The following is a 26999-nucleotide window of genomic DNA, read 5'->3' as shown; positions in this document are numbered from 1 at the left end:
CCATGAAGCTTCGTTTCAATCTCGTATTTGGTGGCTTCATATGCGCTGTGATGGTGACGGGTGCTGTTTTCGCGCCGTGGATTGCGCCTTATCATCCCGTTATGGATGCAGATCTAATGAATGCGGAATTGCCGCCCGACAGCCAGTTCTGGTTTGGTACAGATGCGCAAGGGCGTGATGTTTTTTCACGCCTTCTTTACGGCGCGCGGGTCTCTTTGACAGTTGGCGTTGTATCGCAGTGCATCAATACTGTGATCGGACTTTGCCTTGGTATTTCGGCAGGTTATTTTGGTGGTTGGTGGGACGATTTCGTCACTGGCCTCACCAATTTGATGCTTGCAATTCCCTCGCTGATTTTTGCTCTTGCAATTATGGCGGTGCTTGGCCCCGGTCTTCCAAGTCTGCTGCTGGCGCTTGGTCTGACAAACTGGTCTTGGACGTGTCGCATCGCGCGCAGTTCTACCCTATCTCTTAAAAAGCAAGGCTATATTCAGGCCGCCAAGATGCTTGGTTACGGCGATAGTCGCATCATGATCACGCAGATTGTGCCGAATATGATTGGCCCAATCCTTGTTATTGGTACGCTTGGCATGGGAGAAGCTATTCTCGCGGAAGCAGCACTTTCTTATCTCGGTCTTGGCATCAGCCCGCCGGAGCCCAGCTGGGGCAATATGCTGACAGATGCGCGTGAACTGATTGTAAATGCGCCATGGGCGGCAATTTTCCCCGGTCTCGCTATTTTCTTTGCGGTGCTTGGTCTCAATCTGTTCGGTGACGGTCTGCGTGACTGGCTCGATCCGCATATGAGGACGCGCAAGGCATGATTGAAACCGCGCTTCTTGAGGTAGAAAACCTTCGCATTGATCTCAATTCGGGTTCGACCCCACATAATGTGGTTGAAGACGTGTCTTTCACCATTGGTGCTGGCGAAACTTTCGGTTTGGTTGGAGAGTCCGGATGCGGAAAGAGCATTACCGCACTTTCCATGATCGGACTGCTGCGTAAGCCCCTGTCTGTTGCAGGTGGCGCAATACGCTTCAAAGGGCAGGACCTTCGGAAAATATCAGCGCGTGACATGCGGAAACTACGCGGCAATCGCATTGCGATGATTTTTCAAGAGCCTATGACAGCCCTCAATCCTTTGTCGCCAGTGGGGCGACAAATTGCTGAAATGTTTGTGTTGCATCAGGGCGCGACATGGCATGAGGCAGAACGCAGGGCTGTGCAGGCGCTGGCAAGTGTTCAGGTTCCGGCGCCGGATCAGCGTGTAAAAAATTATCCTCACCAAATGTCGGGTGGTATGCGGCAGCGCGTTATGATTGCGATTGCGCTGGCTTGCGACCCCGATCTTTTGATTGCTGACGAACCAACAACAGCACTTGATGTCACTGTGCAGGCGGAAATCTTGCGCCTTATGCAGGAACTTTGCGCAGAGCGGGGCACATCGGTGCTGATGATCAGTCATGACCTCGGCGTTATTGCCAAGATGTGTCGTCGGGTCGGTGTTATGTATGCGGGGCATCTTGTCGAGGAACGTCTAACCGCAGATCTTTTCCAGCATCCTGCACATCCCTATACGCGTGGTTTGCTGGCGTCTCTTCCGCAGCTTGGATCCCGTCAAAAAGACGGACAGCGAAAGCTGCAGGAAATTGAGGGTGTCGTTCCATCAATTTCGGCCTTTCCAGAGGGGTGCAGGTTCGAACCACGCTGCACGCATACAACCGATATTTGTCGCACTGAGAAACCGGGCTGGACCCCATTATCCGATTTGGGCTCCGTAAGGTGCTTCCATCATGAGTGAAGCGAATTCCACTAATCCAGTTGAGCCTCTTGTTCGCGTCGACGATCTCTGTGTCAGATTCCCGATTAGCGGCGGAATATTTAGCCGTTCAAAGCAATTCCTATATGCAGTCAATAATCTGAGTCTGACCCTAAACAAGGGTGAGTGTCTGTCGATTGTTGGGGAGTCTGGCTGTGGTAAATCCACACTCGCACTTTCAATTGTTGGGCTGCAAAAGCTGACCAGTGGGGAGATTTTTTTCGAAGGCAAGCCGATTACATCTGCACACGAACCGTCGCGGATTGAACGTGCAAAAATGGCGCAGATGGTGTTTCAAGATCCGTTTGCATCGCTCAATCCACGCCAGACAATTTACACATCGCTTGCTGCACCCTTACGGCTTCATGGCATTAAATCGCGTTACGAAGTTGACGGGCGCGTTGAAGAAATTTTGCGTCTTGTCGGCCTGAAACCTGAACAGGCTCGACGTTTCCCGCATGAGTTTTCCGGTGGTCAGCGGCAGCGTATAGGAATAGCGCGTGCATTGCTGCTCAATCCGAGAGTCATTGTGCTGGACGAGCCGGTTTCCGCTCTTGATGTGTCGATCCGTGCGCAGATTATCAACCTGTTGCTGGAACTCAAAGAGCGTTTGGGCCTATCCTATATCATGATCAGCCATGATCTGAGTGTCGTTGAACACATGAGTGACCGTGTGGCGGTTATGTATTTCGGGCAGATCGTCGAAAGCGGGCAGTGGGATCAGGTATTCTCAAACCCGACCCATCCTTATACGCGACGATTAATATCTGCCATTCCTGATCCGATAGCGGAATTGACGGGCATAAAGCTGATTGATGAGAGAAGCGCGCCACTGCCACCTGATGGTTGTCAATTTTACCCGGAAAGCTTCGGCACACACGATGTTCATCAGCCGCCGCCATCGACGCAGTTGATTGACATTGGTGCAGGTCAAAGCGTCCGCGTTATTGAAAAACGATAATTGAGGATTTTTGGTTTGTTTATTGCTGTAAGCGTTTAAAAATTAACTCGCCAATTGGGATTGCTGATGTCGCCGCCGGTGAGGGTGCGTTGCAGACATGTAAAACGCGCTTAGACTGAATAAACTTGAAATCGTGGATGAGTTCGCCGGTGTTTGAAACGGCTTGAGCGCGTATTCCTGCCCGATAAGGAAGCAAATCATCGGCTGTAAGTGAAGGGCAATATTTTCTACATTTTTCCAGATAGCTGGATTTGAAGAGACTGTCTTTCAACTCCTGAATTGCGGAGCCAAAATTGTTTGAAATAACCTTCCAGAAACCCGGGAATTTCGCGTAGGTCGCCATGTCATGAAGGTTGACTGAGAGCTTTGCGTAACCCTCACGCGACATGCCAAGCACAGCATTTGGACCTACGGTCAGTCTGCCATCCATCATTGGGGTTAAATGAATGCCAAGGAACGGCATAGACGGATCGGGCACTGGATAAATCATGCGTTCGACCAGATTACTCAGCTCGGGCTTTAATGCGTAATATTCTCCGCGAAATGGCACGATTCGAAAATCAACGGCTTGTCCCGAACGCTGGGCGAGGCGGTCGGCTTGAAGCCCAGCGCAAGCAACAACGTAACGACTTTCCCATACTTGCTTGTTCGTATGAATCCTGACGGCATCGCTAAGCTCTTCGATACGATCAACCTCAACATTGAAAGTGATCGTGCCGCCCGCATTCCTGATCATATCGCCCATGGCTCTTGATACGGCGCGATAATCAACAATCCCACTTTGCTCAACCAGCAAAGCGCCAAGTCCGGTAACATGGGGTTCGAGTTCGATAAGCTCCGCTGGAGTTAAACGCCGACATGTTATACCATTCGCAGCAGCATTCGTTTCGAGATTTGCCAGTCGTTGTAATTCCATCTGGTTGGTTGCGACGACTAATTTTCCGGGCGTGCGATAGGGAATGTTATTTTCATCGCAAAATTGTTTTGTCATGCGTTCACCTGAACGACAAAGCTCTGCTTTCAGGCTTCCGGGTTTATAATAGATACCGGCGTGAATAACCCCGCTATTATGCCCAGTCTGGTGCGCGGCGAGCGAGCTTTCTTTTTCTAGCAGAAGAAGGCTTGCACCGGGTTCGCTTTTAACAATCTTCAGCGCGGTCGCCAAACCGACGATGCCGCCTCCCACAATACAATAGTCGTACATGTTTGCGCCCAAAATCTGCTGTATGACCAGTTCCAGTAATTTGTTACATGAAGAAAAATTAAGGTCAATCAGACTTGCATAGATGCTAAGGTTCAGAATACGCATCTTTGTTTGTGCGAATGATTATAGAGAATATAGCGTCTGTGATCAGACGGTTCCGACGTATCAAACATTCGTAAAAGTGAATGTTGATCGGTTGCCAAAAAGTGGTTGTTGCCCCAAATAGTTGGTTGATTGAGTTATCATTGTGAAGAGAAATGGATCAAAAGTGATACGATTAATATCTGGTTTTCTGTTTCTCTTTCTGGCGCTTAGCTCTAGCTCACATGCCTTAGAAGCTCGACCGCCAGCAGCATTAGAACCGTTGCCGCAACAAATGCAGGCCGCGCAATTGACCTCAGAGTTTCTGACACGCTTCCATTACAAGCCAGTCCCGCTCGACGATAAGCTATCAGCGGTGGTTATGGACCGATTTATCGACTCGCTTGACCCGGAACGGCTTATCTTTTTGCAATCCGATATCGATAGCTTCATGACGAGCAGCAAGAAAATCGATGATGCCATCCAGAAGCAGGATTTGAGCATACCGTTTGCAATTTTTAATATTTATCAGGAGCGTATTACTGATCGCATTACTTATGCGCGCAACTTGCTCAAGGATAATTTTGATTTCACCGTAAAGGAAAGCTACCCTCTGGCCCGCGATAAAGGCCCGTGGCCTAAGACCTCTGCTGAGCGGGATGACCTTTGGCGCAAGCGCGTTAAGAACGATTGGCTGCGCTTGAAGTTAGCTGGCAAGAATGACGCCGACATTCGTGAAACGCTTGGAAAGCGCTACGATAATTCACTGGCGCGTGTCTTTAAGTCGAAACCAGAAGATGTATTCCAGACGTTTATGGCCGCTTATACAACTTCAGTTGATCCCCATACGGATTATTTTGGGGCTAAGGCCTCCGCTGAGTTCGATATTTCAATGAAGCTATCGCTGGTCGGTATTGGCGCTGTTTTGCAGGAAAGAGACGATTACACGACTATTCGTGAACTTGTAGCAGGTGGCCCAGCACAGCTTTCGGGTAAGGTGGCTGTGGGCGACAGAATTGTCGGGGTAGGGCAGGATAAAGACGGTCCGATCAAAGAAGTTGTTGGAATGCGCCTCGATGAAGTGGTGGAGTTGATACGCGGTGCAAAAGGTACAGTTGTAAGGCTGGATATCCTACCAGCAGATGCAGGACCAGATGCGACGCATCATATCGTCAGTCTTGTGCGTGATAAGATTAGTCTTGATAAACAGGCAGCCAAGCAGACGATCCTGTCCGTAAAGGATGGCGATAACACCAGTAAGATTGGCGTGATTACACTTCCTGCGTTCTACGAGGATATTGAAGCGCGCCGTAAGGGCGACAAGGATTATCGCAGTGCCAGCCGCGATGTTGCGAAGCTTATCACTGAACTCAAAAAAGAGAAGGTCGATGGCATATTGTTCGATCTGCGCAACAATGGTGGTGGCTCATTGTCAGAAGCTATTGACCTCACTGGTTTGTTTATAGGCAAGGGGCCTGTTGTTCAGCAGCGCAATGCAAAAGGGGAAGTGAAGGTCGAAAGTGACGATCTCCCAGTGCCAGCATGGGATGGGCCGCTCGGAGTTCTAATTAATCGCGGATCTGCTTCCGCTTCCGAGATTTTTGCAGCTGCGATACAGGATTACGGTCGTGGTGTTGTTATCGGCGAGCCGAGTTTCGGTAAGGGCACTGTCCAGACGGTTGTTAATCTGGATGAAGTTGTGAACAATCCTGAGCCACAATTTGGCGAACTGAAATTTACGGTTGCGCAGTTTTTCCGGGTTAACGGCGGTACAACCCAGTTGCGCGGTGTGACGCCCGATATTGAGTTGCCAGGGCTTTATAACTTGGAAAGTTTCGGAGAATCGAGCTTTAAGAACGCTCTGCCGTGGACCGAGATTAAGCCTGCAAAATATAAGCCCACAGGCGATGTGAAAAAATTGATTCCATCCCTGCAACAGCTGCATAGTAAACGTGTCGAGAACGAGCCTGAATTCCAGAGTTTCGTCCAAGATATCGATACCTTACAACAGGATCGCGAAAAAAAATCTATATCGCTCAATGAAACAGAGCGTCGTGATGAGATGAAGGCGAGAGCAGACCGTCTGAAGTCTCGTGGACAAGATACTGCTGAAATAGAATCTTCCAGCGACGATGGATTGCAGGCAAATGAGCGAAGCCTGAGTGCTGATCTTGCTATCGAACAAGCACGCGCTAAAGCCAAGGATGTACTGCAAAACGAAGCTGCTGCTATTACTGCGGATTTGGCGGACTTGCAGAGTGCAAGAGTAAATTCAACTCAAAAATAATAGCCGTTCAAGCCACATAAACTAACCGGCTTCTGACGATATAGAAGCCGGTTAGTTTTTTAGATACCGGCTCATACCAATGTCTTTTGCTGTGGCGCGGCGGTGAATTTCGGCCATGGTAGAATGAAACGCGGCGTTACGTTGCTCAAGCTTCGCATGTTCAGCCAGATGCGCGTGAACAAGCTCACGGATTTCGGCTAGATAGCGGCTTCATCGATTGTGCGCATAGCGCCCCTATCAACGACGATTTCTCCAGCAACCATAACCGTCTCGATTGACGAGCCGTTCTCGGGATAGACAAGGTGCTTGGCTACATCATTAAGCGGGGTAAAGCTGAGCGTTGAGAGATCGATGATCAGCAAATCGGCAGCCTTGCCAATTTCGAGTGATCCGGTGACATTCTCCAGCATTGCACTGCGCGCACCGCCAATGGTCGCCATGGTCAGTATTTCATCAGCCCTGATCCATTTAGCGGAATCGGGAACAGATACGCTGTGGATCAGACCGTCCACACGCATCACATTAAAAATGCGCGCAGTATCGTTTGAGGAAACACCGTCGGTTCCCAAACCAATCGAGACACCTGCATCCATCAATTGACGAACGGGCGCAATGCCAGCACCAAGTTTCTGATTGGAAATAGCATTATGCGCAACAGAACAACGCGCATCGCCCATCATCTCAATGTCTTGCTCGCTGACCCACACAGAATGTGCAATTGTTGTGTTGCGAGAGAGTATCCCCAGTTCGTGCATATATTTGCATCCTTATAGGCTTTAAACACCGTTGAAAGCCGGGAAAGATCATGGGCTGGCGGATCGAAAAAATCATCGCACAAGGTGATCACACCATTGCGCAAAGATTCCATCGCCAGAAACATACTGCGCAGATAAAGCAGACTCTGATCAATGGTCGGCCCCATCAGCAGCGGATAGGCATAAAGCAACCAGATTTCGAGCGGCATGCCTTCATATCGGCCACGGAAGAATGTCTCGCTTGAGTGGGTGTGCGCGTTGATGAGACCGGGCATAACAAGCCGGTCTTTTCCATCAATCATAACCGCATCGGGCAATGCCGCAAAATCGTTGCCAATGGCTGAAATCCGACCATTTTCAATCAGAATATCGCCATTTATCGGACGACTTCCGTGCTGCGCGCACATGGTCAGAATGGTGGCATTTCTGATGATCGTCTGATTTATGATCGGCATGACAGGTCTTCCCGCAATTACTGATCGCGCAACTCGCCAAAGCCGTTGGCAGCTTTCGTGCCGCCACGCAATTGCGTGCTAATCCAGATGCCAATAACCGTTGCGATATAGGGTAAGGCGAGCAGCAGATCGTGTGGAACACGGTCGCCAAAAGCCAGTTGTGCCCCGATGCCGAGTGCACCCACCACAGCAAAGAACACCGCGGCGAGACTTGCGCCAATAGGGTGACCAGCACCGAAGATAACGGCAGCAAAGCCCATAAAGCCCCGACCAGCGGTCATGTTCTGCGTGAAAATCTGAAGACTACCGGCTGCAAGTTCCCCACCGGCCAATGCACACAAAACACCGCCAACCATTAGCGCCACAAGACGCATCAAGGCAGGGTTTATGCCGATGCTACGCGCTGCAAACGGATGTTCGCCTGCTGCAGTTAAACGCAAGCCAAAACGTGTGCGTCGTAAGACAACCCACATGGCAAACACGACAAACGGCATGAGAAGCACGAGGATCTAAAGAGAGCCATGGGCGCCGAATGCCGGGCCGATGCGCGGCTGACCGAAAGGTGCGCTGACTCCGGCTTGCGCGCCAAAAATGGATTGAACGGCAAGCGCTGTGCCACCAAGGCCCAAACCGGTTAGCCCGAGACCCGCAATGATCTGATTGGCTTTGAGTTTTTCGACAACAAACCAGAACAGGATTGAGCCGACAACATAGACGCTAATCGCAATCAGAAGCGCTGACCAGATCGATTGTGTGAACACAATACCGACAATGGTTGCGCAGGCACCGACAATCATCAGGCCCTCAAGACCGAGATGCCAGATACCGGTTCGCTGCGCGATCACCCCTGCGAGTGTGACATAAATCAGCGGCGTACCTGAGCGCAGGATAGCAATTACGAAGTCTTCCATATCCGTCCTCCGAGTTTTGCGATCCGGTCAACGACGCTGGATTTTGCAGTGATAAAGAGAGCGATTGCGGCATTGATAATGTCGATAGCTGATGACGGAAGACCCGCCATAATCGGCAGATACAAAGCTGCAGAGGCAAGTCCACCGAAAAACAGCGCAACAAATGCTGTTCCAACCACGGAGAAATTAGCAACGAGTGCAATCAAAATTGCCGTAAAACCATGTCCCGGCAGGAAACCGCCGGTGATACGGCCATTTGGCCCCATGAATTCAATTGTTCCGGTAAGACCGGCAAGCGCACCGCTGAGCAGAAAACTCGCAAGCCCGATGCGCCATGTCTGCGCGCCCGAGCTTTGCGCATCGAATCCCACACAAAGGAAGTTGCTCCAATATCCAAACCAAGGGTCGGTTGTGCAGCAAGAATGAGATGCGCATCCTCGTCCATTTCACGCGAGAGGATTACTTTTTGCGCGTTACCGCCCGACAGTGAACCGGCTCGCTGTCCGACTTCCGAATAACGCACATCCCACTGTTTAAGAGCGGCATCACATTGTTTGCGGATGGCAGCCGGATTTATAGTCGACAAAAGCGGCATCTGAAGCAGATTGCGTGCAGCCCAGTTTCCCCAAAGCGGACTCGTCAGGTTCAAACCTTCGACATTGCGTTCAAAAGGAATGATACGAAGTCCGGCTGCCCGTCGTGCTGCAAGCGGCGCGTCGGTCAGCTCTTTGTTGTCTAATGCAATTGTACCATCAACGACATCTGCTATTGCAGCGATTGCGCGAACAAGTGCGCGCTGTCCGTTGCCTTCCATCCCCGCAACGCCGATGATTTTACCGGGACGAATTTCGAGATCAACCTGATCAAGCGCTGGCCCTTCAGGATCGGAGCGGGTAGATACCTTTTTCATGCGCAGTATGGGTGCAGTTTTTCCCGCAATTGCATTCTCATTTTTCGTACGCATGGGTAACAATCGTGCTGCCGGTCAATGCTGCCTTGTCGTCGGCATTAAGATTTTTAGCCGCATTTGCACCAATGATCAGCTCTGCGAGCTTGTCGGCATCAATTGAGCCACACGGCAACGGTCCGTCAACCAGCCTGCCGCCACGAAGAACCGTGACCGTATCTGCGATTGCCAGCACTTCCCGGATTTTATGCAGGATTAGAATAACAGTGACGCCGCGTTCTTTGAGACGGCGAGCCCATCTCCTTAAGAAAATTGTTGCAGAGGATGAATGGATTGGGACGGGACAGAACATTGTCCGCAAATGCCGGATGATCGCGCAACACGCAGCGCAGGTTGCCCGCTTCGAAGGCGCGACCGGTTGCAAAGCCCGGTTCGGGATATGGATCCAGATCAAGAACAACGCAGCGAACATCATCAGGCGAAATGCCATCAAAAGCGCGTAGGCAATGCGTACCGACCGGCATTCCCGGAAAGTGTTTGCCGCGGCGAACCGGAAAAATCGGCTCCCATATTTCCATTTCAAGTTCAGGCGCAATCCCATCAAAATCAAGGGCAACATTGCCGAGAAGTGCGCGCCATGGCTCGCGCAGATCGCTATGCCAATCTGACAGAAACTCCTCCATTGCAGTTTTTAACCGCACGCTCCCCAAGGTTGCGTGGCCAGCCAATTTTAAGAACCTGACCGTTTTGTCAGCTTCTTTTTTATTGGTCACTCGATTCCATTGATCTCTTACTGTTGTATGACTAGACCAGTGGATGCGCGCGCGTGTCTGACTGGGATGATTAATCTTAGAAAAACACTTTGAAACAATGGGATAACTAATGGCATAGCATAGCAGATCGGCGGAAGTGGAACCTGAAGGTCAGGTGGTTTCTGATGAAACGATCAGAGCGCGCAACATCCTCAAGAGATCGACTGCCGCTGTTGAGATATTTTCTCGAAAGGGGCTTGATGGCGTGCGCATCGTTGAAATTGCTAGGCTTCGGGACTGCCAAAAGGAAATGTCTATTATTAATTCTCCTCGAAATAAGAGATTTACAACGCAGCAATCGACCGGCTGATTCATAGTTGGGATGATACATTTGCGCACATTTCAGCTGACCGTGAATCAGCAGAAGCCATCGAAGCCTATGTTTGCGCCAAGCTTACTCATGCATATGAAAATGCAGCCGAAACGCGTCTGTTTACCAATGAGATTTTACAGGGGGCTGAACACCTTTCAAGAGATACGCGTGAACATATGCGCAGGGTCACGGTTGAAAAGGAGAGCGTCATCGACGCATCGGCAGCATCGGGTAAAATCATGCCCGTCGATGCGAGGCACTTGTTCATTTTGCTCTGGTCTGCAACGCAATTTTATGTCGAGTTTGTAGCTCTCTCCCGTGATGCGCTTGATGTTGATAAGCTCGTCGAAGCCGATTATGTGAAGGCAGCAGAAACAATCACCACCACGATCTTATGCGGCTTGCTGGTAAACACAGCCTAGCTTTTGCTGCAAAGGGCGCTGCCCCGCTTTTGAATTAGAATAATGATCTTTGTTGGTGTTCCCGATAGGTAAAAATACCTCCCAACTTTGTGATTGTAATCAATATTTTTCTTTTATTTAAAAGTGATAAGAACCGTTCGAACCAAATTGCAACGGAGGCTATCATGAAGCTTTACTATAAGCCGGGAGCTTGTTCTCTCGCCCCTCATATCGTTTTGAGCGAAGCAGGTTTTACCTACGATCTTGAAACAGTTGATTTGAAGGAAAAGAAGACTGCAAGTGGTGCAGATTATTTGAAGATTAATCCGCGCGGTGCAGTCCCAGCTATCGAAGTTGAGCCGGGTAAAGTCATCACCCAAAATTCAGCGATCCTGCAATATATCGGAGATCATTCCGATGTAGCGGCATTCAAACCCGCTTATGGCACTATTGAGCGCGCTCGCTTACAGGAAGCACTCGGTTTCTGTGGCGATCTGCACGTTGCTTTTGGTGGTCTGTTTGCGCCAAACCTTTCTGATGAGGCCAAGGCTTCTGTAGTAGGGTCAATCAATCGCCGTATGAGCCAGTTTGAAGCTATGCTTGGTGAAGGCCATCCATATTGGCTTGGTTCGGAGTTCACGCAAGCGGATGCTTATGCAGCCGTTGTTATTGGCTGGGGCCTTTTGATGAAAGTCGATCTTTCAGCGTATCCTAAGGCGCTTGCTCTTCGTGAACGTGTTATGGCTCGCCCTGCTGTACAGAAAGCTCTTAAGGAAGAAGGGCTTATTTAAGTGATAAAAAAGGCCAAGGATTAAATGTCTTTGGCCTTTTTAGATAGTTACGGAAACCGTGTTTTGTCGGTGTCGTTTGTGTTGGTCATTCGTGGGCGTTTAGCTGGAACCATGTATCAAGAAAGCGGCTAAGCTCAAGTCCATCAAGATAGACTAAAAGCTCTGGCCCGAGTTCGACGGGTTGCAGTGATGTTATATCCAAACGACTGGCATCTGCTACTAAACCAGACTGTTGAAGTATTGTCTGTCCGTCAGGGGATAGGAGAAATGTGATCGCTTGTTCGGCGATATTTGCATGGTTGCTTCGTTCTGGAATGAGCGCAGTTCAAGGCAAAGCGACCACGTAATCCTGCGGTATTATCACCGCAAACTTCGCGGCATCGTGCTGCCATTTACTGACATCAGACAAGGGCACGTTATAGGCAAGGTCTATGCGTCCCTTTGACAAAGCCTTCAATAGTTCCTCGTTGGTATCGTGAAAGTCATGGACTAAGCTCTATGCTCCACATTCAGAGACCGCTGAAAGCGACTATTCAAAGCTTCAGGATTGGCAGGATTTCTGGACGATCAATTCTCGCTAAAATAAACTTATTTAAGAATAACAGAGGGGAGAAATCTTCCCTCTGTTTATTTTTCTCGTAATTTTGCGATTATGTATTTTCTAGATAGATAACCTAAATTGTCATCCGTAATTCTGTACGCCAGAATTGGATCTATAATGTATCGGGAATATCAAGCCGTAGGGTATAATCACGAAATTATCTTTATAAGTGTCGTCCACAGTATCTGTATTATCGGAGATTGGTGGGGTTTGTTCCGATAACACTCCAATCGGCGAATAAAGAGCAAACAGTATTGCAGTCCAAAAAATAAATGGAAGCACTGCTATTGCGATATTTATATAATATGATTGATCCATAACACCAATCATGATCGCCTACGATTATACTAACAAGAAAATAGTTTCTCAAAACATTTGGCTATACGCCATATTTTACCCTTTTGAGTGTACAGTTCATGCCAAATTTTCGATTGATTATTTTCTGACGTGATCGAAGTGGTTTAATCTTAGTCTCAAATCATCTATGCATGATGTAACAACGTTAAGCATAGCAAGGCTAAAAGATGTTTGAGTTTGATGACCCGCGCTTTCGCCCCTTATGGACACGGATTTTAATCGCCGGTAGCTGTCTCGCTTGGGCAGCATTTGAAGTTTTCATGGGCAGTGTTGGTTGGGCCATGTTATTTGGCGCACTTGGCCTATGGGCGTCATTTCGTTTCTTCGTGACCTACAATCCCGATAAGAAAAAGCCGGAATAGGGCACATCTTTGCTTCAAGCCGGTGTTTACAGCGCCGCAACAAATATACAAAACCAAAGCGGACTATTTTTCAGCGCAATGGTTTGAAATTCTCTCGGCTTCTAAACGTGCTTGGAATCTTCGCACACTGAGATGTTATAATTCTCCTGTTTTTCCATAAAATGTGGGTCATTCAATAATTTGGTGACTCGTTTTGCGTCTCAATGTGTCTTTGGCTTGGGAAAATGACGCCGCATATCCGTAATTAACATGATTTTAAAACACGATATCACATTTCAATCGTTATAATGTTATTGGGATTATTGTTATGATCTCAAAACGGTGTTACGTCCGGCATGTCTCAGCCCAATAAGGGCGTGTCTTAAAGACATCTGCATGGAGATTGCCAGTAAATGAGTTCAGCTTCCCCCGCCTTTAACAAAACCCAGCGTGCAGTCTGCATGCCACAAATGCAGCTTCTTCGGGAGCAGGGCGAATGACAATGGTAGGTAATTACGCGCCGCTCGTTTTGGCTGGCGATACAGATGTTATCAATCTGCAATCTGTTGGCGAATATCTTGATACATGGGCAGGCAAAGATCACTTGCGTCTAGCAACAAGCAATGTGATCAAGGCAATTCTGGCTGGATCAGGTCGTCTCGCCGGACGCATCGCGCGCGGTTCGCTGCCGGGTAATCCGGGTAAGTTGGTTGGCGTTAATAGCGATTCCGACCAGCAGAAGAGTATCGATGTCGGCTCGCACAATCTCTTTGTTGAGCTGCTGATTGCAGCCGGTGCCGCATCGGTTTTGTCTGAAGAAGCAGAGCTTCCTGTTCCGGGTAAAGCGGATGGTCTGGTTGCTGTTGCAATCGATCCGCTTGATGGCTCAGGCAATGTCGGCCTTGGCGCACCGCTCGGCACTATTTTCTCGATTTTCCCAGCCGATACGGCAGAGCCGTTCCTTCAGCCCGGCAATCGCCAGCTGGCAGCAGGGTATGTTTCGTTCGGCAATTCGATTGATCTTGCGCTTTCGGTTGGGGAAGGCGTGATTTTCGCAACGCTTGATCCTGTCAGCGGTATTTTCCAGATCACACGTGAGAATGTGACACTTCCTGAGCGCACGTCAGATCTCGCCTATAACGCATCCGTATATCGTCATCTGTCGGTTGGCATGAAGGCCTACGTCGATGATTGCTACAACGGTGAGGACGGTCCGCGCGGGCGCAATTTCAACATGCGCTGGCTGGGCGCTGCTGTGGGCGACATGCATCGCATCATGCAGCGCGGCGGCATCTTCTTCTACGTAGACGATGCGCGTTCGGGCTACGAAAAAGGCCGCTTACGCCTCGTTTATGAAGCCAATCCTATTGCTTTCCTCAGCCAGCAGGCTGGTGGCAAAGCGACCAACGGTTCCACGCCGATCCTCGACATTATTCCCCAAACCTATCACGAGCGCAGCGCGCTGGTGTTCGGTGTTGCCGAGGAAGTCGATGTGCTCGGCGAATATTACGCGCGTTCGCGCAATTAACTAGGAGGAAACTCAGATGGCACGTATTACGCTCCGTCAATTGCTCGACCACGCTGCTGAACACAGCTATGGCGTTCCGGCTTTCAACATCAACAACATGGAACAGGCGCTCGCCATTATGGAAGCGGCGGATGCAACCAATTCGCCGGTTATCCTGCAAGCTTCGCGCGGTGCGCGTTCCTATGCCAACGATATCATGCTACGCCACATGATGGATGCGGTCACGGAAATCTATCCGCATATTCCGGTTTGCGTGCATCTCGATCATGGCAACGAGGCTGCCACTTGCATGACCGCCATTCAGGCTGGCTTTACCTCCGTCATGATGGACGGCTCGCTTAAGGCTGATGGCAAGACGCCCGCTGACTGGGATTATAACGTCTCCGTCACCCGTCAGGTCAGCGAAATGTCACATCTTGGCGGCATTTCCGTCGAAGGTGAGCTTGGCGTTTTGGGTTCGCTCGAAACTGGCATGGGTGAAGCTGAAGACGGTCACGGCGCAGAAGGTCAGCTTTCTCATGACCAGCTTCTGACTGACCCCGATGAAGCCGTGAAATTTGTGCGTGAAACAAAGGTCGATGCACTGGCAATAGCTATGGGCACCTCGCATGGCGCTTACAAGTTCAGCCGCAAGCCTGATGGTTCCGTGCTTGCCATGAACGTGATCGAGGAAATCCATCGCAAGCTGCCAAATACGCATCTTGTTATGCATGGTTCGTCTTCGGTGCCGGAAGATTTGCAGGAAATCATCAACAAGTATGGCGGCAAGATGAAGCCAACCTGGGGTGTGCCTGTTGAAGAAATCCAGCGCGGTATCAAGCATGGCGTGCGCAAGATCAATATCGACACCGATAACCGCATGGCGCTGACAGGTCAGATCCGTCGCGTGTTGCAAGAAGATCCGAGCGAGTTCGATCCACGTAAGTATCTCAAGCCTGCAATGGCTGCGATGACCAAGCTCTGCAAGGATCGCTTCGAACAATTCGGCACTGCCGGCCACGCCCAGTCTATTCGTCCGATCCCGCTGTCAGACATGGCAAAGCGTTATCGTGATGGTTCGCTGGACCCAAAGTTCAGCTAAAAGCTGAGCAAGACCTCAATAAAAAAGCGGCGGGTTTCCCCGCCGCTTTTTTGTTTTCAAGAGATTAGGCGATCAGCACTTGTTGTACTTGGCATCAACTTCGTTGATGGCGTCAACATTGCCAGCCGAACGACCGTTTTCGTCAAAAGTCTGCGCAAGGAATGCATCGGCAATGGTCTTTGCAACTTCCGAACCGATAACGCGTGCGCCCATGGTGATGATCTGCGCGTTGTTGGAGAGCGCTGCACGTTCTGCCGAATAGGTGTCGTGCGTCAGCGCTGCGCGAATGCCCGGAACCTTGTTGGCTGCAATGCAAACACCGATGCCGGTGCCACAAACCAGAATTGCGCGGTCATAGGTGCCATCGAGAACGGCGGATGCAACGCGATCCGAGAGGTTTGCGTAAAATGCTTCGGCACCGGCTTCAGTGCGCGAGATTTCCGACACTTCAAAGCGGTCCTTGAGGTGATCGGCAAGAACCTTGGCCAGACCTTCGCCAGCGCTGTCGCCTGCTACTGCTACTTTCATGATATTGCTCCTTAATTAGCTTTGATGGTTTTGGCGCATTTCGCCAGAATGTCGAGATAGCCTTCCACGTTCCATGCCGAACGACCGATAAACAGGCCGTCGATATGCGGGCAGGCAATGAGTTCTTCGCAATTGCCGGGATTGACCGAGCCGCCATAAAGGCAAGGCACACGACGGCCAAGGATGCCTTCGGCAACAGTAATAATTTCAGCCTGACGGGCATCAGCGTACTCTGCCGAGGCTGGAATGCCGTTCTCACCAATCGCCCATACAGGCTCATAGGCAAACAGGATTTCGGCTTTCTTCTGTTCATCCGAAAGTTTGGAAAGCGCACCGCGTACTTCTTCAGCAAGCACCTCTGCAGCGCGTCCGCTTTCGCGATCTTCCAGCGTTTCACCAATGCAGATAAGCGGGATCAGGCCGTTGCGAACAGCGGCTTCAACCTTGAGACCAACAGTCTCGTTGGTTTCGCCAAAGTTTGCACGGCGTTCGGAATGGCCAAGCTCAACGATGTCGAGATTGCAATCTTTGAGCATCAGCGGTGAAATTTCGCCGGTCCAAGCGCCCTGATCAGCCCAGTGCATGTTCTGCGCGCCAACTTTGACCGATGTATCGGCCAGAATGTCTTTGACTTCACGAACATAGGTAAAGGGTGGAATGACAAAGCGCTGAATATCCGCTGAACGATCGCCATCGGCCTCTTTCAGCTTTTCTGCAAAAACGCGGGCTTCGGCCAGCGTCTTGTTCATTTTCCAGCTCGTACCTACCCAGAATTTGGACATGCTCGAATGTTCTTTCTGCTTGTGTAAATGCGGTTCCGCAGAAACTATTCTGCGATTGTTAGTTTAATACCAGCTGGCTCCAGATCGGCGACGAGTGCATCGCCCGGCGACTGATCGGTGATGATGGCATCAAAGTCGCCGAGATCAGCCATGACATGAAGTGCTGTGCGACGGAAACGCTGGTGATTGACCAGCAGGCACGTGCGTGTTGCCGATGCAGTCATGGCGCGCTTGGTGCGAACGACGTTTTCATCCATGTGATAGACGAGGCGTCCGTTAACGGCGGGCGCTGAAATGAAGGCAAAATCTGCACTGAGCTTGGAAAGTGCTTCTTCGGTAAGCAGACCAAAGAAAGCATTGAACTTTGCGGAGAAAACGCCGCCTAATGCGATCAGGTTGATACCAGCCTCACCCTTGAGAGTTTCAATGATCACTGCATTGTTGGTGATTACTGTCAGCGGGCGCTTTTCAATCAGCATGCTGCCAAGAACTGCCGCTGTTGAGCCGTCATTGATCATCACGGTCATGCCGGGCTCAATCAATTCAAGAGCAGCGCGGCCCATCTGAACTTTGGCTTCGTTGTCCTGCTGCACGCGAAAACGGAAATCACTTTCAAATTGCGAGCCGGGGTCCATCGTCGCGCCGCCGCGAACTTTGCGCAACACGCCAGATTCTTCGAGCGAGTCCAGATCGCGATGAATGGTCATTTTGGAAACAGCAAAACGATCAGCAAGATCATCCAGATCAACTGCGTGATTTTCAATCAGCAGATTGATGATCGCCTGTCTTCTTTCGTCGCGTTTCACGAAAATTCCGATCTCAAAGCGTGGTTGCTTATGACGCAAGTTTAAATCACAAAATCACATAATAATCCATATAAAATGTTATTTTGTGATGTTTTGTTGAGTGAGGCGCGATTTACTCCACAAGGGCTTTTGCGGTGCGCTCATCCGTGATGAGACCATACAGACGACCGCTTTTCAGAACGGCGCGAATAGCTTCTGTCTTCGACAGGCCGCCAGCCAGGCCGATGATCCGGCTCATATCAGCGTTTTCAACGGAAGCTGCTATGGTGCGGGCTGTCAGCTTGGTATCCAGTCGTGTGCCATTCTTATCAAAGAAGTGACCGAGCATTTCACCGACCGCACCATATTCAGCAATCTCTTCCATCTCTGCCAAATCAATTACGCCTGATGTGACGAGCTGTGCATGAGCGTCGACGGTGCCGATACCAACGATTTTCAGTTCCGCACGGCAACCCATGTCGAAGACGGTTGTGACACCCTTTTGCGCAAGCAGCACTTCGCGATCTTCTGCGGTATTAGCAAAGAACGGCACAGGCATCACGTAAGCGGGTCTGCCGGTCTTCTCGGCAATGCGATGCATCACGTCATGCGGGTTGGCTGCAAAGTTTCGCGTCAAACCACCGAGCAGTGAAACGAATTCCAAATCCTTAGCGGTTACACGCGGCATGTGGCTAACCGCCGCCGAAAGCGTGCGGCCATGGCCGAGGCCGATCACCTCATGGTCACCATGTTCAATCTCACGACGCAAAAATTCCGCACCAGCATTGCCTAAGGAGAGCAGGGGCAGGGCGTCTTCGCCAAGATCGGGTGCGACTTCACAATATTCTAGATTGTATTTTTCAGCGAGCTGGTTCTCGAGGTCGATACATTCGGAAATATCGCCGTCGATGGTCACTTTAACCGCGCCGTCTGCAACTGCTTTGGCGATGAGCCGATGGGCTTTTACGGAAGGTAGCCCCAGCCGTTTCGCAACGGCTGATTGGGTCATTCCGCCAATAAAGTGAAGCCAGGCGGCACGAAGGGCTAAGGAATCCTCTGCATCTGCCATTTTTATGCTGCCTGCTCCCGATTCTTTATTGTTTTCTTGTGGTTATATTTTCAAATCTCCGGCGCCGGTGTCAATGTGTGGCGCCCAGAAGGCCACACTTTCCGCAATCTGTGGAATGACTTCACGGTCGTTTGGATCACGTTCCTTAAACGACAGCTCAAGACAAATTTCATTGTCCACTGCTCCACCTTCGGCAAAGGCTTTCAGCAACGGTTCAGGCTGAATGCGACCCTTGGCGTTGAAGGCTGCCGTGAAAGGACGGTGACCGCCCTTATCCATCAGGCTCTGCTTGATATGAATGATTGGCGACACTTTTGGCACAGCACGCGCCCATGCATAGGGGTCAAAATCGTCTGGATTTGAAGAGGTGACATCGCCATGATCAATGTCGGCCATCATCCACATCGGTATTGCCATATTTGCTGCGGTCAAACGATCCTGGAGCTTGATGCTTTCCGCGATTGTATCGCCAAATTCACGACCGATGCTCATTGGCTCCCAGAACACATAATCAAGACCAGCACCGGCTGCATGTTCGGCAACTTCCGCCCAGCAATCAATTGCGATTTTGATCAGTTCTTCGCGGCGTTCAGGATTGTCAAAATCCTTATAGGTGAAAATCGCAAACTGCGTGCCGACGGACTTGCCACCGAGATCGCCGATAATATCAGCAAATGTTTTGAACCAGTCGACATAATAGCGGCGCACATCTGCGTCTGGATGGCCGAAATGGTTGAGACGACCATAAGGGCCGGTCATGCCGGAGGTAACGCGAACGCCAGTGCGCTCTAATGCCTTGTCCATGTCGCGGGTGAGACGGCGGATGGTCGAAGCATCCCAGCTTGGATTGATGAACTCATGCGTGAGCTGAAGATCGCGCAGGCGCAGATCACGTGCAACGGTTTCAATCAGATCATCCGGCTCTGCAAAGCGATTTACAAGCGGATTTGTGTTTAGTGAAAGCGTAAGGGCCATGGTGTCCTCAGGCAGCAATTTTAGCGCTGTCGAACCAAGCGATAAATGCGGCTCGTTCAGCTTCGGTCAGATGCAGATAATGCTTGGTGCGGCGGTAGAGAATATCGTTCGCCGTCTTTGCCCACTCTTTTGCAACGAGATAGCGAACTTCGGCTTCATAAAGATTGCCGCCGAAATGCTGACCAAGACCGGCGAGGTCGGAGGCACCCGCAACCACGTCTTTTGTGCGTGCGCCATAGAGACGACCGTAATGCAGGGCCAGTTTGCGCGGCATCCAAGGATAGCTGTCACGAAGGCTGTTCGCAAAAGTCTCAAAGTCGGCATTGGCGATTTCGCCGCCCGGAAGCGGTGCGTCATGTGTCCAGTCACCACTCATTTTCGGGAAGATGTGCTTCAAGCGATGCATACCGCGTTCAGCAAGTTCGCGGAATGTGGTGATCTTGCCGCCAAATACGTTTAGCAATGGCGCATCATTGGTTTCATCGAGATCGAACACATAATCGCGGGTGACAGCGGACGGGTTGCCCTTGCCGTCATCAAACAGCGGACGCACGCCAGAGAAGCTATGCAGAACATCTTCGCGACGCAGCTTTTCCTTGAAATAGCGGTTTACTGCGGTGAGCAGGTAATCGATTTCTTTCTCGTCCGCGCTTACATCTTCTGCACGACCTTCATAAGCAATATCGGTGGTGCCGATGAGCGCCTTGTCGCCTTCATACGGGTTGATGAAGATCACGCGCTTATCGTGGTTCTGTACCAGATAGGCATTCGCCCCGGACCAGAACTTTGGCACGATGATATGGCTGCCCTTGACGAGACGCACATTGCGCGACGAGTTTGAGCCAGCAACATTGGTGATTACGTCCGTTACCCACGGGCCAGCGCAATTGACGATGCAACGTGCGCGGAAGTTGCGCACTTCGCCTGTATCGCGGTTCTTGGTTTCAACGATCCAGCCGCCTTTTTCGCGACGCGCCGACGTTACCGGCGTGCGGGTCAGAACGGTTGCACCCTTTTCAGCGGCACCAACAGCATTGAGAACGACGAGACGGGCATCATCTACCCAGCAATCGGAATATTCAAAGCCCTTGGTGTATTGATCGAGAATCGGGGTGCCTTCCGGATCGCGCTTCAAATCAAGCGTGCGGGTGCCGGGGAGCTTCTTGCGACCGCCAAGATGGTCGTAAAGAAACAGGCCAAGGCGCACGAGCCAAGCCGGACGATCCTGCGGGCTGTGCGGGAGAACAAAACGCATTGGCCAGATAATGTGCGGTGCTGCATTCAACAGCACTTCGCGCTCAATCAATGCTTCGCGAACAAGGCGGAACTCATAATATTCAAGATAGCGCAGACCGCCATGAACCAGCTTGCCAGAGCGAGACGAGGTGCCTTCTGCAAGATCGTCTTTTTCTGCCAGCACAACCTTAAGGCCGCGCCCGGCTGCATCGCGAGCCACGCCCGCGCCATTGATACCGCCGCCAATCACAAACAGATCGCAGGTTTCCGGTTCAGCCATCTCATGCTCCTTCGGATGCCGGAATTCCGGCAAAATAATATGTCATCTCAGCCGATTGTCGAATTACCGATCGGCTGCAAGCTTGTCCCAGATCGGGGTCAGAGCCAGTCGGGCGTCCTTATAGGCGCCAAACAGTTCTGCGTAGCGTTGTGCCTGTGCGGCATCAGGTGCTTCGCCAGCACCCAGCAAAGGTGCAACCCATTCCGCAATGCAATCTTCCATGTTGGAATAAGCACCAATTGCGACCGCCGCCATCATGGCAGCGCCAGCAGCACCCGCCTCTTCACGCGATGAAACGCGCACCGGCGCATTCACTGCTGCGGAAAGCGTGCTGCGAAGAGCGCGAGAGCGAGCCGCGCCACCAGTTATGCGCAGTTCGGCAGGCATATCGCCCATTGCAGCATAGCAATCACGCGTCGCCATGCCGAGACCTTCAACCACCGAACGCACCAGTTCGGGGAAGCGGTCGCGGCTTGAAAGTCCGATAAAGCCAGCGCGAGCAAAGGCATTAACGAAAGGTCCGCGTTCGCCAGCTTCCGAAATATAAGGATGGTAAAGCAATGCGCCGGGGCGACTTGCATTAAACCATTCATCAAGGCGCGGTATCAGATCGCTTAGCGAGACTGGTTTGTCTGCTGTAGACATCAGATCAGCGGCGACCTGCAATATCCAGTCGATATTGATCGTCGCGCCCATATTGGTCTGAACCTGCGTGACGATGCCGGGAACTGGCAGCGCGATAACGTAGCCTGTGCCTTCCGCATTCAGATTAATCTCGGAAACAGGTTTCGCACGCATATGCACGCCCGTCGATCCGATAGTCGAGCAACCTGCATCGGCAGTGCCGGAATAAACGCCAGCGCCGAGTGCGGTCATCACCATATCGACATAGCCGAGACTCACCGGCGTGCCGGCCAAAAGACCCGTTGCAGCGGCCGCGTCGGGGGACAAAGGATGCTGCGTCAGAGTACCGTCTACGATTTCGGGCAGCAGATTGCGGCGCTTAATAAGACCGAGTGCTTCAATAACCACATCATCATATTGACGATTGCGGAAATTGCCGAACGTGAAACTGGCTTCCGATGGGTCTGTGGCGCGGACGCCGGTGAGATTGAGATAAAGCCAGTCCTTACAATGAAGGGCGACTTCCGCATTATCGAGCAGTTCCGGCACGAAACTGTTCATATGCGCCATTTGTGTACCTTGCTGGCAGGTGTTCAGCCCGGTTCCGGTCGCTTCAAAGCGCGCACGGTTCATAGGTCCTGCAGCAAGTTTTGTAACCGTATTAGCGGCGCGTGCGTCGAGCCATATCCACGCATCGCCGACGGGCTTGTTATCGCGTCCCACCAGCCATGTGCCATCACCCTGTCCGGTAACGGAAACAGCCGCAGTGCGTTGGCTTAAATTTGGGACTTTATCCGCAAGGCCGCGTATAGCTTTGGCGCAGTCGTCCCAAGTCTGGGAAAGTGACTGCGTCACAGCACCATGTTCGCCGGTTTCATATTTGTTACGGACAGCCGCCGAATCGAGTTGACGACCGTTCAGGTCGAATGCCACAGCCTTGACGACGGACGTGCCCGCGTCGATGCCGATGATTATATCACCTTGACCACGCATGACTGAATTACGCTTTCCCAATGTGGTCCTTGACGGACATTTGGATTTCCTCCCGCGACGAAATTTGTCGCTCGCTGCCCATTGTTTTAGACAAAATAGGCTTTTGCGTCTAGTTGAGATAACATAACGATACATGACTGTCTGTAAAATTTTTGTGCACAAGCATTTTTTTTCACCAAAAGGTGATGGCAGTGAATTTCACCGCATTTAATCGGGGTTTATTTGGATATAAAGAAGTATTATTCAGATGTTTTTGGGTGGCTTAATTCTATTAAGATATTGTTTTAATTAACAAAAATTTTAGACTGCTCTCAGGGAAGTGCACGTTCTGTTTTTCGGAGCGCTGGGGCAGGCATTTCAGCTTTTGTGGCGAAATTCGCCGGAGTTGCGTGCATTTTTGGCGTTCAAATGTGCAAAATGGAACGCGTTTCAAAAAGTCCTGATTGACAGTTATATGTCTTTATAACATGATTATTGGAGTTGATAACATGCTGCTATCATAGATCATGACGGCGGCATCTTTGTTTCCAGGCTACGCGGAGGGGCGGTGCCGGCAACATGCGGAGGATTTATGTTTCAGATTTCTGCTCCTGTTTGTTTTGCCCCTTTGGCTGCCCGATATTTCGCGGTCGCTAAGGTTACGCATAATCCGCGCAATCATGAGGCTGTATAGGCCTAACCGCATCATCCGTTTCTATAACGACAATCCGGCAGAATTTGCTGAAGGCGTTTGATAATGAGTACACAAGCTAATCAAGTTACACCAAAGCCCGCCAAATCAAGTCGCGCCGTCCTCTGGAGCGTGATCGCTGCGGTGGTGGTTATCGGTGCAATTGGATTTGACACGAAGGTCGTGAAAATCGGTTCTGATGCCGATGTGCGTCAGCAGGTTTTCTCACCTGACGCCTATGGCGCGGCAGAGTTCCCAACAGTTAAGGCCAGCGTTGAAGAACGTGCAGCTGATGCTGTTGAAGTTGGTACAGCGCTTGCTGCTGACAAAGACGCCGCCGGTAAGAAATACGGCGTTGGCAGTGTGAACCCGGTTATCCCGGTCAAGTTTACTGGCACTGTCGAAGAACGTAAGTCCAACTACAATGTCATCAAGGTTGATGGTTTCCCTGAAGGCATGGCTATCCGCGTTCAGACGGGCCCTGCTGTAAACGGCACCGATTTGCGTGACGCGACTGGCACAATCGAATTTGGTCAGTTCAAGAACCAGATCGAATTCCAGAACGCTGGTTCCGCTCTCAATAATGAGATGAAGAAACAGGTTCTTGAAGGCGTTGATGTCGATAATCTGGTTGGCAAGACGGTTACGGTGACGGGCGTTTTCAAGCTTGTTAATCCGAAGAACTGGCTGGTTACGCCAGTGGGGCTCGAAGTAAAATGAGCCCTGACCGGAAGACAATCGAAGGCAAGCACGGCGACGTTGTTCTCAGCGCGCATGATGTTGCCAAGGCCTATGGCCGCATTCATGCCCTTAAAGGCGTGAATTTTGAAATTCGTCGCGGTCAGGTCACCACGCTTTTTGGCGAAAACGGTGCTGGCAAGTCGACCCTGATGAAAGTTCTGTCGGGTGTTATTCAGCCGACATCAGGCACAATCATTCTTGATGGTGAACCTGTCACGTTCAATTCCTCCTCGGAAGCACGTGATCGCGGCATTTCGATTATCCATCAGGAGTTAAGCCTCGCGACCAATATGAATGTGCGCGACAACATTTTCATGGGACGCGAAATCCGTGGTGCAACCGGCGTTAACTTCGCCGAAGAAGAACGCCTCACGCGCGAATTGCTTGCAGAGCTTGAAGAAGACATTGATCCGCTGACACCTGTTGAAGAGCTTCGTCTTGGTCAGCAGCAGGTTGTCGAAATCGCGCGTGCGCTTTCGGTCAATTCGCGAATTCTGATCATGGATGAGCCAACGTCTGCGTTGAGTGCTTCAGAAGTTGAAGTGTTGTTCAAGGTCATTCGCGATCTGACGGCGCGTGGTGTTGCCATCGTTTACATCTCGCACCATCTCGAAGAAGCTTTGCAGATCACCGATCATGCGGTTGTGCTGCGTGACGGCGCAATGACGGCTTACGCCCCACGCGCTGACATTGATCTTGAATGGATCGTTCGCAACATGGTTGGCGAAAACTTCGACCTTGGCTCACCTCCGACTGGCTATGAATGGGGCGATGTCGCACTTTCCGTGGAAGGTCTGACCGTTCAGGATAAGTCGGGTGATTTCGCGCTTGTCGATAATATGTCGCTCAATGTGCGCGCCGGTGAGATCGTTTGTATCTACGGTTTGATGGGCGCGGGTCGTACCGAGCTTCTTGAAACCGTTGCCGGTCGTCTGAAAGCAAGTTCGGGCAGCATTCTGCTTAAAGGTCAGGACGTCGCGGGTCTGACGATTGCGCAGCGCATCGATCAAGGTCTGGTTCTCGTGCCAGAAGATCGCCAGCGCGATGGTCTCGTGCAGACGATGACGGTTGGCCGTAACCTGTCGCTCGCCAGCATTGGCGAAATGACGAAAGGCCTTTTCACATCGAAAAAGCGCGAAAAGAGCATCGTCGATCAGTCGATTAAAAACGTTCACATCAAGACGGATGGTGGCGAAGCCGCAATCGGTTCGCTTTCCGGCGGCAATCAGCAGAAGGTCGTTATCGGCAAGATGCTGGCAACGGAGCCGAAGGTTATCCTGCTGGATGAGCCAAGCCGCGGTATCGATATTGGCGCGAAGGCCGAAGTGTTCAAGCTTCTGGCCGAGAAGGCCAAAGACGGTTTGGCGGTTGTCTACACCACATCAGAAGTCGGCGAGTGCCTCAGCATCGCTCATCGTATCATTGTTATGCACCGTGGACGCATCTCAGCCGAATTTGGCTCTGATGTCTCCAAGGAAAAGATCATGGCCGCCTCGGGCGAGTCCATGGTCGGCCATTAAAATAGTTATGGAGCACTGATAGAATGTCAGTCACGACTACAAAAGAAAAAGCGGCCCCGAATGGGGCGAAGCGGAAAACCAGCATCGTGCATTTGCTGCTCGAAGGTCGTGCGTTTTTTGCGCTGATCGCGATTATCGCGGCCTTTTCATTCCTTTCGCCTTATTATTTTACCGTCAATAACTTCCTGATCATGTCGTCGCATGTGGCCATATTTGGCTTGCTTGCGATTGGCATGCTGCTGGTTATTTTGAATGGCGGTATCGATCTTTCGGTCGGTTCCACTCTTGGTCTTGCGGGCGTTGTCGCTGGCTTTTTGATGCAGGGCGTCAATATTCCGGAGCTGGGCGTCATTTTGTACTTCCCGGTTTGGGCAGTCGTCCTCATCACTTGTGCGCTTGGTGCGTTTGTTGGTGGCATCAATGGCGTTCTGATTGCCTATCTGCGCGTTCCAGCATTCGTAGCAACGCTTGGCGTGCTTTATTGTGCACGCGGTGTAGCACTTCTGATGACCAATGGTCTGACCTACAACAATCTTGGCGGTCGTCCTGAGCTCGGCAATACGGGCTTTGATTGGCTTGGCTTCAACACGCTTTTTGGTGTGCCGATTGGCGTTCTTGTGCTGGCCGTTCTCGCGATCATCGTCGCAGTCGTGCTCAACCGCACAGCCTTTGGCCGCTGGCTCTATGCTTCGGGTGGTAATGAACGTGCTGCTGAACTTTCCGGCGTTCCGGTCAAGCGCGTGCAGATTTCGGTCTATGTGATTTCGGGCATCTGCGCCGCTATCGCTGGTCTGGTTCTGTCGTCGCAGCTGACCTCCGCTGGTCCAACCGCAGGTACGACCTACGAATTGACGGCAATCGCTGCAGTGGTCATTGGTGGCGCAGCGCTGACGGGTGGTCGCGGGACAATTCTCGGAACGCTTTTGGGCGCTTTCGTGATTGGCTTCCTCTCCGATGGCCTCGTGATCATCGGCGTATCGTCCTACTGGCAGACCGTATTTACCGGCGCGGTCATCGTGCTCGCGGTCCTGCTCAACAGCATTCAATATTCCCGACGTTAAACAAAGTTACGGCTCCGCTCACCGTTCAGGGCGGAGCCAGTTCTTCGGGGGTAGCGAAAACATTCCACAATGGCGATCAAGCAAAAGCCTCGCCTTTTGGAAATGGTAACGCCGGGAAACCGGCATTGTG

The 26999-nt window shown here is 51.2% G+C and carries 24 protein-coding genes and 2 pseudogenes; 12 read left to right on the top strand and 14 right to left on the bottom strand.

The annotated features are described in order from the left end of the window. The first annotated feature begins 2 nt into the window (after positions 1-2). The 3 genes from ACOZHT_RS07975 to ACOZHT_RS07965 are packed head-to-tail and all read left to right on the top strand — an operon-like array spanning position 3 to position 2780. The gene (locus tag ACOZHT_RS07975; protein WP_339509854.1) at positions 3-824 is read left to right on the top strand and encodes an ABC transporter permease; all 822 of its coding nucleotides are present in this window, start codon (positions 3-5) and stop codon (positions 822-824) included. Beyond that, a complete protein-coding gene (locus ACOZHT_RS07970; protein ID WP_339509852.1) occupies positions 821-1801 on the top strand; it encodes an ABC transporter ATP-binding protein in 981 nt (326 codons plus the stop codon). Before ACOZHT_RS07975 ends, ACOZHT_RS07970 begins: the two co-directional genes overlap by 4 nt. Further along, the gene (locus tag ACOZHT_RS07965) at positions 1794-2780 is read left to right on the top strand and encodes an oligopeptide/dipeptide ABC transporter ATP-binding protein (protein ID WP_339509849.1); all 987 of its coding nucleotides are present in this window, start codon (positions 1794-1796) and stop codon (positions 2778-2780) included. The genes ACOZHT_RS07970 and ACOZHT_RS07965 overlap by 8 nt, the downstream gene beginning before the upstream one ends. Before the next feature lie 19 nt (positions 2781-2799). Here ACOZHT_RS07965 and lhgO read toward each other — a convergent pair whose 3' ends face one another. Then, positions 2800-4089, bottom strand: a complete 1290-nt coding sequence (gene lhgO, locus ACOZHT_RS07960) for an L-2-hydroxyglutarate oxidase (RefSeq protein ID WP_339509847.1) — start codon at positions 4087-4089, stop codon at positions 2800-2802. A gap of 166 nt (positions 4090-4255) precedes the next feature. On the opposite strand from lhgO, the gene ACOZHT_RS07955 reads away from it, so the two are divergent. Continuing rightward, on the top strand, positions 4256-6352 hold the full coding sequence (locus ACOZHT_RS07955; protein WP_339510331.1) for a carboxy terminal-processing peptidase: 2097 nt from the start codon (positions 4256-4258) through the stop codon (positions 6350-6352). 51 nt (positions 6353-6403) lie between these two features. Here ACOZHT_RS07955 and ACOZHT_RS07950 read toward each other — a convergent pair. From ACOZHT_RS07950 to ACOZHT_RS07925, 6 genes and pseudogenes are all read right to left on the bottom strand, one after another. Further along, a pseudogene (locus tag ACOZHT_RS07950) lies at positions 6404-7553 on the bottom strand (amidohydrolase family protein). 26 nt (positions 7554-7579) lie between these two features. Beyond that, positions 7580-8473: pseudogene (locus tag ACOZHT_RS07945) on the bottom strand (ABC transporter permease). Then, positions 8458-8784, bottom strand: coding sequence for a hypothetical protein (locus ACOZHT_RS07940; protein WP_339510329.1), 327 nt, complete (start codon positions 8782-8784; stop codon positions 8458-8460). The pseudogene ACOZHT_RS07945 and the gene ACOZHT_RS07940 overlap by 16 nt, the downstream one beginning before the upstream one ends. Continuing rightward, on the bottom strand, positions 8676-9437 hold the full coding sequence (locus ACOZHT_RS07935; RefSeq protein WP_421565551.1) for an ATP-binding cassette domain-containing protein: 762 nt from the start codon (positions 9435-9437) through the stop codon (positions 8676-8678). Before ACOZHT_RS07935 ends, ACOZHT_RS07940 begins: the two co-directional genes overlap by 109 nt. Next, a complete protein-coding gene (locus ACOZHT_RS07930; RefSeq protein WP_339509839.1) occupies positions 9421-9615 on the bottom strand; it encodes a hypothetical protein in 195 nt (64 codons plus the stop codon). The genes ACOZHT_RS07935 and ACOZHT_RS07930 overlap by 17 nt, the downstream gene beginning before the upstream one ends. 10 nt (positions 9616-9625) lie before the next feature. Continuing rightward, complete coding sequence (locus ACOZHT_RS07925; protein WP_339509837.1) at positions 9626-10063, bottom strand: hypothetical protein; 438 nt, start codon at positions 10061-10063, stop codon at positions 9626-9628. Positions 10064-10474: 411 nt separating this feature from the next. Between ACOZHT_RS07925 and ACOZHT_RS07920 the strand changes: the two genes are divergently transcribed. From ACOZHT_RS07920 to fba, 5 genes are all read left to right on the top strand, one after another. Beyond that, positions 10475-10927: a TetR family transcriptional regulator C-terminal domain-containing protein gene (locus ACOZHT_RS07920; RefSeq protein WP_339510327.1), complete on the top strand. Its 453-nt coding sequence runs from the start codon at positions 10475-10477 to the stop codon at positions 10925-10927. 164 nt (positions 10928-11091) lie between these two features. After that, positions 11092-11697, top strand: coding sequence for a glutathione transferase (gene gst / locus ACOZHT_RS07915; RefSeq protein WP_339509835.1), 606 nt, complete (start codon positions 11092-11094; stop codon positions 11695-11697). 1125 nt (positions 11698-12822) lie between these two features. Further along, complete coding sequence (locus tag ACOZHT_RS07910; RefSeq protein WP_339509833.1) at positions 12823-13017, top strand: DUF3329 domain-containing protein; 195 nt, start codon at positions 12823-12825, stop codon at positions 13015-13017. A gap of 475 nt (positions 13018-13492) precedes the next feature. Next, a complete protein-coding gene (locus ACOZHT_RS07905; protein WP_339509831.1) occupies positions 13493-14524 on the top strand; it encodes a class 1 fructose-bisphosphatase in 1032 nt (343 codons plus the stop codon). 16 nt (positions 14525-14540) lie between these two features. Continuing rightward, a complete protein-coding gene (gene fba / locus ACOZHT_RS07900; protein WP_310011208.1) occupies positions 14541-15605 on the top strand; it encodes a class II fructose-bisphosphate aldolase in 1065 nt (354 codons plus the stop codon). 72 nt (positions 15606-15677) lie between these two features. On the opposite strand, the gene ACOZHT_RS07895 is transcribed toward fba, so the two are convergent. The 7 genes from ACOZHT_RS07895 to ACOZHT_RS07865 all read right to left on the bottom strand — a co-directional run bounded on the left by ACOZHT_RS07895 (position 15678) and on the right by ACOZHT_RS07865 (position 22877). Beyond that, on the bottom strand, positions 15678-16133 hold the full coding sequence (locus ACOZHT_RS07895; RefSeq protein WP_339509829.1) for an RpiB/LacA/LacB family sugar-phosphate isomerase: 456 nt from the start codon (positions 16131-16133) through the stop codon (positions 15678-15680). Between the two features lie 11 nt (positions 16134-16144). Then, the gene (locus ACOZHT_RS07890; RefSeq protein ID WP_339509827.1) at positions 16145-16915 is read right to left on the bottom strand and encodes a triose-phosphate isomerase; all 771 of its coding nucleotides are present in this window, start codon (positions 16913-16915) and stop codon (positions 16145-16147) included. Positions 16916-16959: 44 nt separating this feature from the next. Next, positions 16960-17721 (bottom strand): DeoR/GlpR family DNA-binding transcription regulator, encoded by a 762-nt coding sequence (locus ACOZHT_RS07885; protein ID WP_339509825.1) that lies wholly within the window; start codon positions 17719-17721, stop codon positions 16960-16962. 112 nt (positions 17722-17833) lie between these two features. Then, the gene (locus ACOZHT_RS07880; RefSeq protein WP_339509823.1) at positions 17834-18769 is read right to left on the bottom strand and encodes a sugar-binding transcriptional regulator; all 936 of its coding nucleotides are present in this window, start codon (positions 18767-18769) and stop codon (positions 17834-17836) included. Positions 18770-18811: 42 nt separating this feature from the next. After that, a complete protein-coding gene (locus ACOZHT_RS07875) occupies positions 18812-19744 on the bottom strand; it encodes a TIM barrel protein (RefSeq protein ID WP_339509821.1) in 933 nt (310 codons plus the stop codon). A gap of 7 nt (positions 19745-19751) precedes the next feature. After that, positions 19752-21260 (bottom strand): glycerol-3-phosphate dehydrogenase, encoded by a 1509-nt coding sequence (locus ACOZHT_RS07870; RefSeq protein WP_339509819.1) that lies wholly within the window; start codon positions 21258-21260, stop codon positions 19752-19754. 63 nt (positions 21261-21323) lie between these two features. Then, positions 21324-22877 (bottom strand): FGGY-family carbohydrate kinase, encoded by a 1554-nt coding sequence (locus tag ACOZHT_RS07865; RefSeq protein ID WP_421565550.1) that lies wholly within the window; start codon positions 22875-22877, stop codon positions 21324-21326. Between the two features lie 736 nt (positions 22878-23613). Between ACOZHT_RS07865 and ACOZHT_RS07860 the strand changes: the two genes are divergently transcribed. The 3 genes from ACOZHT_RS07860 to ACOZHT_RS07850 are packed head-to-tail and all read left to right on the top strand — an operon-like array spanning position 23614 to position 26869. Further along, the gene (locus ACOZHT_RS07860; protein ID WP_339509815.1) at positions 23614-24267 is read left to right on the top strand and encodes a DUF2291 domain-containing protein; all 654 of its coding nucleotides are present in this window, start codon (positions 23614-23616) and stop codon (positions 24265-24267) included. Further along, complete coding sequence (locus ACOZHT_RS07855) at positions 24264-25808, top strand: sugar ABC transporter ATP-binding protein (RefSeq protein WP_339509813.1); 1545 nt, start codon at positions 24264-24266, stop codon at positions 25806-25808. Before ACOZHT_RS07860 ends, ACOZHT_RS07855 begins: the two co-directional genes overlap by 4 nt. Positions 25809-25831: 23 nt before the next feature. Continuing rightward, positions 25832-26869 (top strand): ABC transporter permease, encoded by a 1038-nt coding sequence (locus ACOZHT_RS07850; RefSeq protein WP_339509811.1) that lies wholly within the window; start codon positions 25832-25834, stop codon positions 26867-26869. The last annotated feature ends 130 nt before the right edge of the window (positions 26870-26999 follow it).

It is taken from the genome of Ochrobactrum sp. EDr1-4, from assembly GCF_049199085.1.
In the GTDB taxonomy this organism is placed as follows: domain Bacteria; phylum Pseudomonadota; class Alphaproteobacteria; order Rhizobiales; family Rhizobiaceae; genus Brucella.
The sequence above is the reverse complement of the archived record's forward strand: the minus strand, read 5'-3'. Positions and strand labels throughout refer to the sequence as shown.